General features: G+C 64.0%; 7 protein-coding genes. All 7 read right to left on the reverse strand.

From position 1 onward, the window contains the following. Positions 1 to 687 precede the first annotated feature (687 nt). The 7 genes from AB8K43_RS10160 to AB8K43_RS10190 all read right to left on the reverse strand — a co-directional run bounded on the left by AB8K43_RS10160 (position 688) and on the right by AB8K43_RS10190 (position 14,497). Positions 688 to 1,752 carry a DUF3644 domain-containing protein gene (locus tag AB8K43_RS10160; RefSeq protein WP_370893991.1) on the reverse strand — a complete coding sequence of 355 codons (1,065 nt, stop codon included), beginning with the start codon at positions 1,750 to 1,752 and terminating at the stop codon, positions 688 to 690. Positions 1,753 to 1,757: 5 nt separating this feature from the next. Then, positions 1,758 to 3,149 (reverse strand): Shedu immune nuclease family protein, encoded by a 1,392-nt coding sequence (locus AB8K43_RS10165; RefSeq protein WP_370893993.1) that lies wholly within the window; start codon positions 3,147 to 3,149, stop codon positions 1,758 to 1,760. 8 nt (positions 3,150 to 3,157) lie between these two features. Then, entirely contained in the window at positions 3,158 to 6,556 is a 3,399-nt protein-coding gene (locus AB8K43_RS10170; RefSeq protein WP_370893995.1) for a DUF499 domain-containing protein, read from the reverse strand. Then, positions 6,547 to 7,734: a PDDEXK nuclease domain-containing protein gene (locus AB8K43_RS10175; protein ID WP_370893997.1), complete on the reverse strand. Its 1,188-nt coding sequence runs from the start codon at positions 7,732 to 7,734 to the stop codon at positions 6,547 to 6,549. The genes AB8K43_RS10170 and AB8K43_RS10175 overlap by 10 nt, the downstream gene beginning before the upstream one ends. A 3-nt stretch (positions 7,735 to 7,737) precedes the next feature. Further along, positions 7,738 to 10,608, reverse strand: a complete 2,871-nt coding sequence (locus tag AB8K43_RS10180) for a DUF1156 domain-containing protein (protein WP_370893999.1) — start codon at positions 10,606 to 10,608, stop codon at positions 7,738 to 7,740. Continuing rightward, positions 10,605 to 14,207 (reverse strand): helicase-related protein, encoded by a 3,603-nt coding sequence (locus tag AB8K43_RS10185; RefSeq protein ID WP_370894001.1) that lies wholly within the window; start codon positions 14,205 to 14,207, stop codon positions 10,605 to 10,607. Before AB8K43_RS10185 ends, AB8K43_RS10180 begins: the two co-directional genes overlap by 4 nt. A gap of 89 nt (positions 14,208 to 14,296) precedes the next feature. Beyond that, a complete protein-coding gene (locus AB8K43_RS10190) occupies positions 14,297 to 14,497 on the reverse strand; it encodes a helix-turn-helix domain-containing protein (protein ID WP_300149317.1) in 201 nt (66 codons plus the stop codon). Position 14,498: the final 1 nt, after the last annotated feature.

Genomic DNA, 14,498 nt, shown 5'->3' on the forward strand with positions numbered 1-14,498 from the left:
GAACCGATGACCCTGCGATGGTTATGTCGACCAGCTCACCTGGTCAGCCCCTCCCGGCCAGGGCACCCACCGAGCCGGTCAACATAACCCCAAGGTCGACATACCATAGCTTATGCGGAATTCCGCATAAGCGATGTTCTCGGCGATCTGGCCGACCTGCGGCTGGATGCGCGATGGATCGGCCTACCGGCTTCCCTTGTCGGTGCTCCTCACCAACGCTTCCGCATCTTCGCCCTCGCCCGGCGCACTGTTCCGCACCCCACTGGCGACGGACTCCTCGCGCGGCGGGGAAACGCTCGACCAGGTGCGAGCGAGGCACGGGACGATCGGGCTGTCGCACCAGATCATCGACTTCGCGCTCCACGGACCGGCTGGCTCACCGAGCAGGAGGGCCGAGTCGGAGACGCTGTGGTCCCTGATCGACGGACTGTTCAGCGCTGGGGACGCTACGCCGACGCCATCACCCGCTGGGAACACATCACCGGACGGGCAGCGCCCGCGCCAGCACTCCTGAACGACGCCGACGGCCCACGCCCAGCACCGGCATTCGTCGAATGGTTCATGGGCCTACCCGGCGGATGGGTCACCGGCAACGCCGAGCTGACACAGAACCAGCAGATCACCGCGCTTGGCAACGGAGTTCTGCCGCTACAGGCTGCGCAGGCACTCGATCTTCTGGGCGCCCGCTCAGGGTCCGTCCAAATCCTTCATGGTCGGTGAGCGGCCAAGTAGCGCTTGGTACTTCTCGGTGGTATCGACCGCTCCGACTATCCGGTCGACGAGTTTCGGCCGGTAGACGAACTGCTTGAACGCGGGTGAGTAGACGCAGTAGCCGTCTGACTTCGGCAACTGCTCCTTGTCACCGCTCTTGGCCGGGCCGATCTGCCACGCCTTCCGGATGGCGGTGAAGTCGTTGACTCTGAACTTGAACGGAATGCGCTTCTCCACCGCAGCCGCAGCCGCCTTGGGCAGCATCTCATCGCCGTGCACTGCTTCGCGGTACTTCTCAGCAACGATCACGCTGCCTTCTTGTCCGAGGAGCGCCTGAAGCTCCTCTTCGCTGAGGTCTTCTTGTCGCACGAAGTTGAGCGCGAGGTCCGCCTCCGTCTTCGGTCCCTTCATCGGAAGCAGCAGGAGGCGGTAGGCGAATCGTTCGTCACTGCGCACCTCGTCAGGTAGGCCGACTTGGAACTCGGTGATGAAGGTTGCGACGGCCGCCGGAAGCCCGCGCCGGAGATTGCGTTGCTCCTCGTACCTCGAAGGGCTGAGCGACTGCACGAAGACGGGGAACTTCAGCTCTGAACCCAGCGTCTCGCGGGAGCCGAACCGGCGCACAAGTTCCGCCTCGAAGTTGATGATGCAAGCGTGCGCCTCGGCGGCCGTAGCAACCAAGACCGAATCCTGGAATCGGTGCTCGACGTGATTCCGCAGCCCGACGAAGAACTCTACGTTGGCCCTGATCGGGTCGTTGTCCTTGAACTCATGCCTGAGGCACTGGCTCAGGTCCCAGGTCTTCTTCGAGCCGTCCGGGTTTCGCTTGAAGAGACGTCGAGGGCCTGACTCGCGGTAGAAGATTTCCGCCTTGCGGCGCATCCGGTCAGCATGAAGCAGGTTCTGCCACGCGAGGTGGATGTGGACGATGAAGTCACTGAAGCTGCGCCGATCACCGGGACGGTTGTAGAAGTCGATCGCGACGAGAGCCTGTCGCCGAGCCTCGTCGAGCGTGTGCCTCCATGCAGGTGGGCGTGCCATCTCGATCAGACCCCTTCGGCTGTGCGCGAGGCCGGCGTGAGGAAGTCGCGAAGCAGTCTCAGTCGCTCAAGAATCTCGTCATAGGTCACGATCGTCACGCTGCGGGAGTTCGCCCGATACAACTCGAACGACTTCTGCCTTGCAGGATCGCTGGCAGATGGTGTCCGTCCGGCAACCACGAAGCACGAGACTGCGTAGGACTCCAAGTCCCATTGACGCGAGCTTTCCTTCAGGCCGGTGAGGTTCTTCGTCAGGTTGTACGCCTGATCGAGCACCTGGGAGACAGCGCCGTTCAGCTCTTTCGATGGACCGAACACGCCCTGGCGGTACTCACGAGCCTCCAGCAGCTGCGTAGTCGGCTTCTTGATCTCCACCAGAGCGACGTTGTTCGTGAGCGAGTTCTTGAACAAGTAGTCCGCGATCTTGTCGCCGCTTCCTGACAGTCCACGACCGCCTACGCTCGCTCCCGAGCGCACGCTGACCATCGGGGCTCCGAAGACCTGTTGCAGCGCGAAGGCGTTGTCATCGAAGAAGGCTTGCCAGTACGGCTCGGCCTTGCCCTGTTCCAAGGCCTCTGCGTACGCCTCGATAAGACGGTCAAGGCTGACGAGCTCGATATCTCGCTTGAGCTGCTGAAACTTCTGGGGCGATCCCGCTGCTATCGCTGCCGACTCGGACGCAACCGCTTCGACCAACGCATCACGTTCAACGCTACTGAGCTCTTCGATCCCGTCGGCGGCCTTCGCGATCACGCGCGAGTCCGGGTGTCGCCCAAGCGAGAAGTCGGCGCTGGCGAGACCAAGCGTCGCGGCGAGGTCGTTGTGTACGAATACGTCCTTCACTCGACCCGCCGCACGATTTCCCCGGTCATTGATACGACCGATCTCGGCCCAGATCGCAGCGAACCGCGATAGGCCGAGGTGGAACCCTGTCCCGTTGACTGCGGCACTGTCGCCGTCAGTGAAGATGATCTCTGTGCAGGGAGTATTTGTCTCGATCAACCGAATCAGCCGGTTGCAGTCCTTGAGCAACCCGAGACCGTAGGCGAAGTCCTTGACGAATCCGGGCGGCAGCGTCTCGAAGATTGACTCCAAGTCGGAGCCCTCGTAATACTCGTCCAGCAACGACGTTTCCAGGGAGAGTGTCTGCACCTGCTCGTACTTCGGGCCAAGGTACTCGCTGTGGTTTGAGAGTGTGTTGATGGGGTGAATCTTCAGGATGCCCCTTGCAGCGTCGAGCTCCACGAGCTTCACACCTTCAGCCAAGCGCCGGTGTGCCGAGGACTCTTCATGTGGTGGCTCGGTCGGAATGAAGAAGGCCTCAACTCGACCGCCTTCGTCCACCGTGCGGACATCGAGGCGACCGATGTTCGTCTGATCGTTTCCGAATCGAGCCACCGGCGCCCTCAGCTCTTCTCGAAGCCGGAGCTGGGGTCGAACTTGAGGACGCGGGCGTTCTCGCCGATGGTGCGGACCTCGGACTCGTCGAAGCCGCCAGGCTTGGTGGCCTGGATGTCGATGGTGATGTCGAGCCGTGCGCCTGCTCCGGCGAGGCGGTCGATCACCTCGCGGGTCACGTTGCCGATGTCGCGGGCGTAGCGGTCGGAGTCGATCTTCACCGAGCCGAAGAAGCGAGCGAGCACCGCCTCCAGCGCTGACTCGGCCTCGGACGGCTCATCGCCCTCGGCGGACGAACTGCCAGTCCACACGAAGTCAACCGGCCCAACGGCCGCGAGGTCACCGTCAGCGGCGGCGTTCATCGCGGCTTCGCGTGCGGCCGCGATCCGGTCGGCATCGGCTTGCTTCTGGGCGCGCTCGGTTTCGATGAGCAGGGTGCTGTCGGTGATCTGAATCCGGGTGTTCGGGTTCGGTGCCATGAGCAGGCTGCGGTAGCGACCGGTCTCTGCGTCCTTGCCTGATGCGATGGCGAACCGTTCGTTGTCGACGAGCACTGCCGAGAGTGACTGTTCGATGGCGCTGTCGAGGACCTCGCGTCGGACGAGGCGGGGCAGATAGGTGTAGCGGGTGAAGTAGCCCCACAGCTCGCCGACGGTGATCTCCCCGGCATCTCGCCAGAGCGCACCGAGCTCGTGGTGCAGGGTGGCTCCGAGGATCGGCGCGCCGAAGTCGGTGACGAGCTGATCCTCACGTCCGAGTTTGGCGCTGACGCGCTCGGCCAGGGATCGTCCGCCGGAATCGGGCACCCTGTCGGCGACGAGTTCGAACGGCTTGGTCGGGTCGAACTGCTCGGGGTAGACCGCCCAGACGAAGGTGTCGCGGATGCGGTCGGAGACGGTCTGATCGAGTCGGGACACCCAGTCGTCGGTCTGCTTGCGCTGTTGCGCGGACAGGTTGAGGCTGTCGCTGGTGGCCTGAACTCGCTTCCAACCGAGGTAGCTGCGGGTCGCGGCTTCGAGGCTCTCCAGCTCGCTCTTGTCGGCGAGCATGAAGATCAGCGTGTTGCGGTGGATGCGTTGGCTCGCACCCTTGCTCTCGATAGCGTCACGGACCCACGCATGCGCGGCCGAGTCGGCGCCGTCCTGCTTGCGTCGGGCGTGCCGCGGGTGCGCGATCACCAGGCGCGTGTCTTCGAGGTCGGGGATGTCGGCGGAGGACGACGGGGCGATGTGAACCCGGTCGAACACACCGCGCACGCGCTCCTCTCCTTGGAGGCGACGGCTGATCTCGTTCCACACCGTCTCAACGTCCTCGCGGAGCCGCTCGGCGTAGTCGTTCGCGGTCTTCGTGACGGACGGTTGGGTGTCGAACCAGTAGTGGCCCTGCTCCTCGTAGAAGTAGGTGGAGCGCTGCGCGAGTAGTTCGACGGCGCTGCCGAAGTTCCCGAGGGTGTCACCGGGAACCGCGGTGCCGAGCCAGAGGTACTGCTTGTCGAGCCCTTTGCGGGTGCTCTTGATCCGAGGTGCTGCGCCCATGAAGATCGTGCGTGCGATGCGCTGGGTGACGAAGCGCTGGCCGAGATTGGGGCGGTCGAGGTCGATCTGCTGCGCGGTCGAGCCGGGGCCGTCGATGTCGGAGTCGATGATCGGCTTCCACTGATCTTCGAGGTACTGCGTCAGGTCAGTGTTCACGGTCGTCGCATCCAGTGGCACGTTGCCGGGCAGGATCAGCGGCGAGGCGTCGTTCGATGCCCACAGCTCGTGCACGATCGACGAGACGAGCTTCAGAACGCCACGGGTGCGCTGGAACCGCTCCAGCGTCGACCAGTCCTCGTACAAGCGGTCCAGCAGTTCGGGGTGCAGCGGGTACGAGGCGCGGATGCGCTTCTCGTAGTCGTCGTTCGGCGATGCCGCATCGCGCGGGAACAGCGCGGTGTTGTTCCGGTACAGGTTCGTGAAACTGCGCGCCACAGCGGAGATCGTGGTGAGTCCTTCGGCGTTCGGAGCCTGAAACAGACGGCGGCGGACGATCTCGAACGACTCGTCCTTGCTCGACGGCCGCCACTGGTCGGCGACACGGCGGATCACGTTTTGGAGTCGTTCGAGCGCGAGCTGCCCGTTCGCGCCGCCGATCTCGATGTCGCTGCCGCGTCCTTCGGTGCCGGTGTCGGAGGCCGGGATCGAGACCACGAGCATCACGCCAGGCACGGAGCGCACGATCTCGGTCAGGGACTGCGCGAAGGTGAACTGCGTCTCGAATGAGCCGGACGGGAGTTCCTTGTCCGTGACGAGCTGGCGGGCGTAGGCCACCCACTCGTCGATCAGGATCAGGGACGGCGAGTAGCGCACGATCAGGGTGCGCAGCGCTTCACCGGGGTTGGTGCCGGCGCGGTCGTCCTCGGCGATCAGGTCGTAGGCTTCACGCCCACCGAGCTGCCAGGCGAGCTCGCCCCAGAGAGTGCGAACCTCGGTGCCGTCGTCCTTGATGATCGGCGACCCGGCCTTCAGGTAGGTGCCGACGAGTGCGACCCTTCGGACATCGAGTGCGCTGAGGTCAGGGTTGCCGTTCGCGGCGACGAGTTCCTGAAGCTCCTGCGGGAAGTCCTTGACTGGAGTGCCGCTGAACAGGTGGTACAGCGCCAGCATCGAGTGGGTCTTGCCACCACCGAAGTTGGTTTGCAGGTTCACCACCGGGCTCGCGCCGGCTTCCCCGTTCAGGCGTCGCAGCGCCCGCGACAGCAGGTCGCGCAAGCCCTCGGTGAGGTAGGTGCGAGTAAAGAACTCGACTGGATCGCCGTACTCGGGGCTCGTCGCCTGACCCGTGCGGACAAGGTGAAGGTCGGCGGCGAACTCCGATGCGGTGAACGCGCCGCGCGCCACGTCATCGTGGGGCCGGATCACCTCACGCCACGGACGCAGCCCGGAGCCAGGTTCGAGCGACACCTTCGTACGCTTCACCTGTTTGCGGGTCTGATCCTCGAACACCGTGCGCTGTAGATCGACGCGCAGCTTCCGTACGTCCTCGGCGGAATCGACCGCGCCGACCGCGTGCAGCAGCCGCTCAATCGTGTCGAGTGCGCGTGATGCGTCGTCGGAGCTGAAGGGCTCGTTGTGCGCCCACAGGTTCCGAGTCTCGCGTAGCTCGGACGCGAAGCCCTGCTGGGCGCGGGAGAGCACGTCCTTGAAGTGGTAGCCCTGCTCAGTAATGGCACGGAGCTGTACCTGCACATCGTGCTTGGTCAGCGTGCGTAGTGGCCCGCCCCGGCGCTGGGCATCTTCTTTCGCCCACGCGGCTGGCCAGTCGGCTGTCTTGTAGGCCCGCGTCATGACCTCATCGACCTCGTCCAGGAGCCCTTCGGAGAGCAGGTCGAACGCCTTGCCTACTCGATCTCGGTTGTTCATCGCCATCGTTGTCTCCTAGAACCCACTACTGCTGCCGCCGAGGCTGTGTTCCGCGCCGGCCAATCCCTACTCATCGAAGTCTTCTTCCGTCGCTGCGGTGAGCTGCCTTCGGGCGATCCGCTCCTGTGCCTCCCGGTAGACCGCCTGGATACCAGCTTGGAGCTCTGCCTTGGGCGGCAGCGTCGTCCAATACTCCGCGACGACGATCCCGTCCTTGTGGAGCTCGAGCAGCTCGATCTGATCGCGGCTCGCCTCGGTACACAGGATGAGGCCGATGGCGGGTTCTCGTCCGCCTGGCGCTCGTGCCGATCCAGCCACTTCAGGTAGAAGTTCATCTGCCCCTGGTAGCTCGGCTTGAACTTCCCGACCTTGAGCTCCACCGCGATCAGCCGACGCAGTGGGCGGGAGTAGAACAGCAGGTCGAGGTGGTAGTCGTCTCCATCGAAGGTCATGCGCTTCTGGCGTTCGACGAACGCCCACCCGCGACCGACCTCCAGCAGGAAGGCCTCCATGTCGTGGACCAGTGCTGATTCGAGGTCGCGTTCCAAGTAGGTGTCGGCCAGGCCCAGCATGTCCAGCAGCATCGGGTCGCGGAAGGCATCGAGCGGGACCGCCGAGCCCTCGGGAATCTGGGAGTCCGCAATCTCGCGACGCTCGAACGCCTTGCGGGAGATGGCGTAGCGCAGCTCACGGACGCTGAAGTGGCGCTCGATGATCTCCCTCCCGTAGAAGGCTCGTGCGTCGTCGGTTGCGAGCGGAAGCAGCTCGCGGAAGTGGGTCCAGCTGACTTGTTGCGCCAGTGACGCAACAAGTTCGGGCTCGGTGAACTGCTGGGAGAACCGCACCATCCGATACAGGTTCGTTCGGTCGTAGCCTCGGCCGTACCGTGAGGTCAGTTGTTGCGCCAGCGATGCAACAAGTTTCTGGTCGTGCCCGGCGCGCCCCTCGCGCAGCACGGCCACGTCGATCATCCGCCCGATGTACCAGTTCCGCAGAGTGAGCGTCGCGTCCACCTGAGTGGCCGCGAACGCCTGCGCCTGCTCAATCAGAGCCGACACCTGATTGACGAGCTCACCACCACCGGCGCTGACCGACTCTGCGATGGCCCGGAACGGAGTCAGGTCCGGGCCAGAGCGGCGCGCGGCTGCGCCACGGCTCTGGGCTTGGTCTCGCTTCCCGGGCATGGCCTAGTCCTCGTCCTCGTCGAAGTCGAACGCCTGCTGTGAGGAACGCGGCGTTGAAGCGGACTTGCGGGCCTGCTCGTTCACGTCGCCCCACGCACTCACCAAACCGTTGAAGAGGATCGCGTCCTTCGTGTTCTTCTTCTTCTCGGCCTCATGGAACAACAGGAAGCCCAACTCCTTCACCGCATCCAAGTTCACGCGCGTCTGAACCGACGGCAGCAGTTCCGCTACCTTGTCAGCGCCGTCCTTGGCCATCACGGCGGCCAAGCGGACTGTTGCTTCCCAGACGCTGACTCGCTCATCGGCTGCTGCATCCCAGGCTTCTTCGAGCTGAGACTGCGACAGCAAGCGGGCCTTGCCGCCCTTCGCTTCGAAGATGCCGCCGCGCTCCAGCGCGCTGATCGACGTGTCAGAGGAGCGCGCAAGTTGGTCCGCGATTCCGGAGTTTTCCTGCCCCCATCCGTACTGTCGATACCACTTCACCGCAAAGCGCGTGTCCGGGTCGAAGTCCGACTCCTGCTCGCCAATCACCTCGTCCAAGGTTGAGTTGATGAGCAAGAGCGCATCCTTCACGCTCATGGCCGAGCCGTCGGCTTCCCGGACGCGAGAGTAGCGAGAGAACACTGAGATGCCAGGACCGATGGCTGCCTGAGCGAGATCAACTGGCGCAATGGAGCCCTGGATGAGAGTGCGCAACGCTTCAGGAAGCTCAGACTTTAGCGCGGCCACAAATGCGCGACGGGTTGTCGCAGGAGCATTCGTCGGGCGAGGACGACAGGCAAGGACGATCGATGAGGCGAGAGCATTCGCGCCACTCGCGATCATTCGGTTGGATGTCTCAGTCCTCATCGGCCACGTGGCCGTAATCTCCCATCCTGCTTCAATCAATCCGTCCAGCAGGGTGTGCCAGCCTGTCGATGACGCGCCTTCGGAGTTGGCCTCCTGCTGCTTATAGGCGTAATACACGGTGAGGAGCTTCTGATCGTCCTGCTCATACCCAGCCCGGATGTGATGGAAGACCCTATTGAAGCCATCAACGAAGAACTTCTCGGCGGCCGCCTTGCTGCCCTTTCGATGGGGGTTGGCAACCAATTCCTCGGCCTTGGGTACCAAGACAGTAGAGAACAGCGAGGGATAGATCGGCTGCAACGACTGCCTCAGCCAGACGTAGAAGAAGTCCGACAGGTCCGAGTATCCGATGTTGTCGTAGTAGGGAGGATCAGTTGAGACGACCAGGTTCGAGTAGTCGCGGCTCGACGCATCTGCTTGCTTAACGAGCCCATCACGCGCAGCAGGTAGTGCGTCTACGACCTTGGCCAGGCTGCCGAGGCTCACCAGGTACGAGCCGGCCGCGGTGCCAAATGGAGGAGCTTCGGCGAAGTCCCAGACCATCGGTATGTTCTGCCTGCCGAAGAGGTTGCGCACCTGCGTCTTGGTGTTCTCCCAGCGGCAAAGCGCATTAGCGATATCAGTGAGACGACTTACGCCCATCGCAAGATACGTGGCAACCGCGTCGGCGTAGGCGCCCGCCTCGGTTTCGACCTCGGCCTCATCGACCGAGGCCCAGGGTGCGAGTCCGGCGTCCGCGCGTATCTTCGATCGAGCCTCAGCGACGAGGCTGTTGAACGTTGTGAGCGCCACTAGCTGTCGATTCGTGAACAAGTCGGCAAAGTCGGTGAAGCCATAGATGCGAACGGTCTGGTTGCTATTAGGGCTCACGCTGTGCGGCGGGAGCGACCCCATAGGAACAGAATCGGGTCGATCGATGTTCGCGGCAGATACGTGCTCTTCCGTTGGTTCCAGATAGACCCGCTTGCGGTTCGCCTCAGCCACAATCGCCATGAGTTGCTGACCCATACGACCTGCTTGCGCCTCAGACCGCACGTATGTGAGAGGCGCAGCTGCTCCGCACGCCACACACTGGGCGCCCTTCCGCCCGACGGTTCCGTCATTCACAGCGGTGGGAGCACCTGATTTGTCCCTGCTGACGGTGAACCCAATACGCCTACTAGCCGGGCTAGTTGGGTCCTCCACGACAGAAGCTGAGAGATACGCTTCGTCGCCCTTCTTCTTGCTCAGCCACCACGACTTCACCAAGGGCATCCTTATCCCGCACGCGGGGTTGGGGCAGAGAACGGTTCGGGCCCATATCCACGCCACCACATTGGCGCGCGAGCCGTCGGGAAGGACCGCTTTGGGGTATAGATCGCCGATGCGCTCCTGCGCGCGATCCCGCATCCACTCGCCGTACGCGCGGATATCCGCTGCCAGTCCTTCGACGTGATCCCAGCCCAGTCGAGTCGAGGAGAGACCGGGGAACACGGGCGCCCTCCCCGCGAACTTAGGCGGAATCTCGACTAGCGCCTTGTTGATTAGAACTGCGAGTGGGTTGAGGTCACTTGCGTTCGCATCTAGACCGAGGCGATGAGCTTCAAGCGGAATAGAGCCACCACCAGCGAACGGGTCGAGCACAGCGGGAAGCGTGCCGTCGTTGCTCTTGCGGATTTCGTCCCGCGCCTGAGCGAGCAGGGACTCATCATGAATGTTCTCCCACATGACGAGGCGCTCTATAAGACGATGCAGTCTGGCTCGCTCTGCGTCCTGCTCCTCAACAGTCGGGAACTCGTAAGGTCGTGAAGAGGGGTCGTCAACCAACTGCGAGAACAGTACGGCGCGAGCAGCCGCGAGAGGACGCCGGGCCCAGTACAGATGAAGAGTCGATGGGTGTCCGTGGCGGATATTCTTCTCTCGTCCTGCTTCAGCATTGATTGCTTCGAGCGGCAGCGAGACTTCGATGAGCTTCTTCTTGGGTGCGGTGGTCACGGGGCTTCTCTCGCTGGCGTCGGGCTGGTTGCTGTTAGTGGTGTGGGTCATCGCGGCGGTCCTCCGCGTTTCCAGTAGTCGCGCCAGACCTCGTTATAGGAACGTGTGGTCGCGGATGGCTCCAGGTGGGTGAAGGCGTCGCTCACGTAGCGCAGCAGGTCGTGTGCAGCGCCGTTTGTCGATACCTCGACCAGGGCCAGCCGGTGTCGTTCGCCTTGGGTCTGGGCGAACGTGATCTCGTTCGTGGTGATGGTGAAGGTGTCCGAACCTTCGATGCGGCCCTTGACCTCGATGTAGTGGACGAAGCCGTTCCGGTCGGTGGACTGGATGTCGTAGCCGGGGTTGTTGCGCGGCATCTCGACAGGTTCGCGTCCGAGTGCTCGCTCGGCGGCCAGCACCGCATCGACTGCCCGACGCTCGACTTCCTCGGTCTGACGGGCAAAGGTTTGCGCTTCAGGCTCGGGATCGGTGACAAGAAGCGCACTGGGGATGACGAGTGCGGCGCCGCGGATGACGGCGGGCACGGCGACAAGGTTGGTGGCCTCATCGAGCTGTTCGAGCCGGTGGCTCAGCCGCTCATCGAGCTGCCGAGCGCGGATGAGTGCGGTCTCGGCGCGGAGCCGACCGACGGTGCCTCCCCGTTCAAGGGCTTCGAGGCGGTTGTGTTCGCGGTCCCAATGGTTGATCTCGGCCAGCAGGCGATCCTTCACCTGCGCCCGGGTGCGCGCGGTCTCGATGTCGAGGCGGGTCTTGATCTCGTCCATGCGGGGCTGAAGCCCCTCGCGGTAGGCCCAGGCGCGCACGAGCTTCTCATGGTTCTGCCGCGCCCAGTCGCCGCCCGCGATCTCAGCCACGGCCTCGGTCTCGGTCGAGTCCGGTCGGTCGTAATCGAGGTACGGCGGTGCAGCGGAAACCGTGACGGTGCCATCCTGTTCAAGGAGCGGGTAGTCGAAGTGGTGAGAGACGGTGTCAGCGTCGTCCGCGGTGTTCTCGATGCGCTGCTCGACACTGAACATCAGCATCGGCGCATCTGCCTGCTTTGTGCGCCGATCTACCAGCACCGTGCCTTGCTTGAGGGTGGGGCCGAGGTCGTCGATGGTTGCCTCGATCACGGCGTGCAGCAGCGGGTGGCCCGGTGCGATGAGGGAGGCATCGGCGAGACCGTCGGGGTGCATCCGTGAGAGCTCGAAAGTGATGCGCTCGTACTGCTCAGCGACGGGCGCCCACCGGTTGAGGCGACGCGCCGTGTCGATCACGCGGGCCGGGACTCGGGTGATCTCGTAGCGGCCGTTCTCTCGCTTGCGGATGCGCCCGCCGAGCCGGGTAAGCGCGGGGAGGAAGAAGGCGGCGATGTAGCCGGGCTGGAGTCGGCGTTCGCGGGCCTTCTCCATGCGTGCCCGAACCTCGTCGAGGTTGAGCGCGGAGAACATCTCGGGGTGGAGTGCGCGCTCGGCGAGCATCTCGTCGAGTCCGTGGGAGACGCCGGCGTCGATGATCCGGTCGAGTTTGGCCTTGACCTGGGGCTGGTCGCCATAGCGAATGGCCTCGATCAGCAGGTCACGCAGCGAACGCTCCTGGAAGGCGTCGGCGTCGCCGAGCACGTTGAACAGGTTGCCGTTGTAGGCGATCGACATCTGGTCGATCTTCGCCAGCAGCCGGGTGAACACGTCGCCCTCGCGGGTGTCGCGGGCGACCATGTTCCACAGGTGGCAGACCTCGCGCTGGCCGATGCGGTGGATGCGGCCGAAGCGCTGCTCGATGCGGTTCGGGTTCCACGGCAGGTCGTAGTTCACCATCAGGTGCGCACGCTGAAGATTCAGACCTTCCCCGGCGGCGTCCGTGGCCAGCAGGACCACGGTGTCGGGGTTGTGGGTGAAGCGTTCGCGGGCAAGCTTGCGGTCTTCGCGTCGGGTGCCACCGTGGATGGTGATGACCGAATCGGCGCGGCCGAACTGAGCGGTGATCTTGGCTTGCAGGTAGTCAAGGGTGTCGCGGTGCTCGGTGAAGATGATGATCTTGCGAGCATCGCCGGAGCCGTCGTGGGTCAGAAGCTGCTCGTCGAGGATGGCGCGTAGCTGCACCCACTTCTTGTCATCGTCTTGCAGCCGGACGCGCCGGGCGACCTTGATGAGGTCTTCGAGGATCGCGATCTCAGCCCGCAGCTCCGGGATGGTCTGCGCGGCCGTGGCGAGATCGACAACCTGGTCTGCCTGTTCCTCGAACTGGGCGCGTTCCTCGTCGGTCGTTTCCTCGTCGAAGTCCTCGAAATCATCGACCGAGAACGCGGGCAGCGCGTCGCTCCCGAAGTCGAGCGTGGTCTTGCCTGTCGTCCATTCGTCGATGTGGGAGGAGATAGGAGCGCTGAAGCGGGCATCGTCGGTAATGCGCTGCATGTCGCGCAGTTTTGTGTCGAGGCGCTGCTGGCGTCGTTCCAGGGACCGCAGGATCGCTTCGGGGCTGGAGGCGAGGCGGCGTTGCAGCACGGTGAGCGCGAACCCGACGTTGTTGCCGCGCTTCTTGTCCCCGGCCTGGGCGATCCGCTCGGCCCGGCCCATCTCGGTGCGGACATACTCGGTGACCTGTTCGTAGAGGTCGCGTTCTGCCGGGCTCAGCTCGTACTCGACGGTATAGGCCTTGCGTTCGGGGAACAGCGGCTTGCCCTCGAAGGTGAGCAGGTCTTCCTTCACCATGCGGCGCATCAAGCCGTGGGTGTCGGTGCGGTGCACGCCCTGCCGGTACTGGCCCTCGAACCGGTCGCGATCCAGCAGCGACATGAACAGCTGGAAGTCCTCTTCCTTGCCTGCGTGTGGGGTTGCGGTCATCAGCAGGAAGTTGTGCGCGGTCTCCGACAGCAGACGCCCGAGCTTGAAACGCTTGGTCTCATCCACCTCGCCCGCCCACGATGAATAGTGGGCTGACATGCGGTGGGCCTCATCAACGACGGCCACATCCCAGGTGACTTCGCCGAGCTGCTCGCTCAGGTCTTCGCTGCGGGAGAGCTGGTCCATGCGGGCGATCAGGAACGGGTGCTCGGCGAAGACGTTGCGACCCTGGGCGTCATCGACCATCTGGCGGCTGAAGATCTCGAAGCGCAGGTCGAACTTCTGGCTGAGTTCCTCGCGCCACTGCTCCACGAGCCCACCCGGGGCGACTATGATCGCGCGCTCGCAGTCCGACCGTAGGATCAGCTCCTTCAAGTACAGGCCAGCCATGATCGTCTTGCCCGCGCCGGGGTCGTCGGCCAGCAGGAAGCGCAACGGGATACGTGGCAGCAGTTCCTCATAGACCGCGCGAATCTGGTGCGGCAGCGGGTCAACATCGGAACTGTTCACCGCGACCATCGGGTCGTACAGCGCCGCGTACTTGATCCGCAGCGCCTCGGCTGCGAGCCGGAACTCGTCCGGGTCGGCATCGTAGGCGGGAGCGGAGTCGAAGTCGCCCGCGACCTCGAACCGTGCCGCGTCGGCGTCGGTGATCGCACGTGCGCCACTGCGACCGGAGTCGTCACGGTAGAAGACCTCGAACAGCTCGGCGTCGATGGGATCGATGGCAATCAGGGTGACCGTCTGCCCCGGCACCAAGCCACGGAGGCGCTGGCCCGCACGCAGCGTCGCAAGCGTCAGTGTCGCGTCGGTCGTCGCTTCTGTCACGAGGCGCCTCCTTCCGGTCTTGGGCAGTGGATCAGGATATGGAGTGCCACCGACAAAGTGTCAGCGGCGGCCCGAAGTGAGCGACGCGCTCACCCCGGCGGGGAGGGTTCGGAGTCGGCGGCCGCCCCACCTCGTCGCACCCAGTCGTCGATCTCGCTGGCTTGAAACTTCCAGAGGCGTCCGACCTTGTGGGCGGGCATGGCCTTCTCGGCGATCCAGGTGTAGACGGTGTCTTTGGTGACCCCGAGGTGGGCGGCGATGTCGTCTGCGGACAGCCACGGCTCGACCACG

The sequence above is a fragment of the Janibacter sp. GXQ6167 genome (assembly GCF_041365945.1).
In the GTDB taxonomy this organism is placed as follows: Bacteria; Actinomycetota; Actinomycetes; order Actinomycetales; family Dermatophilaceae; genus JBGFSK01.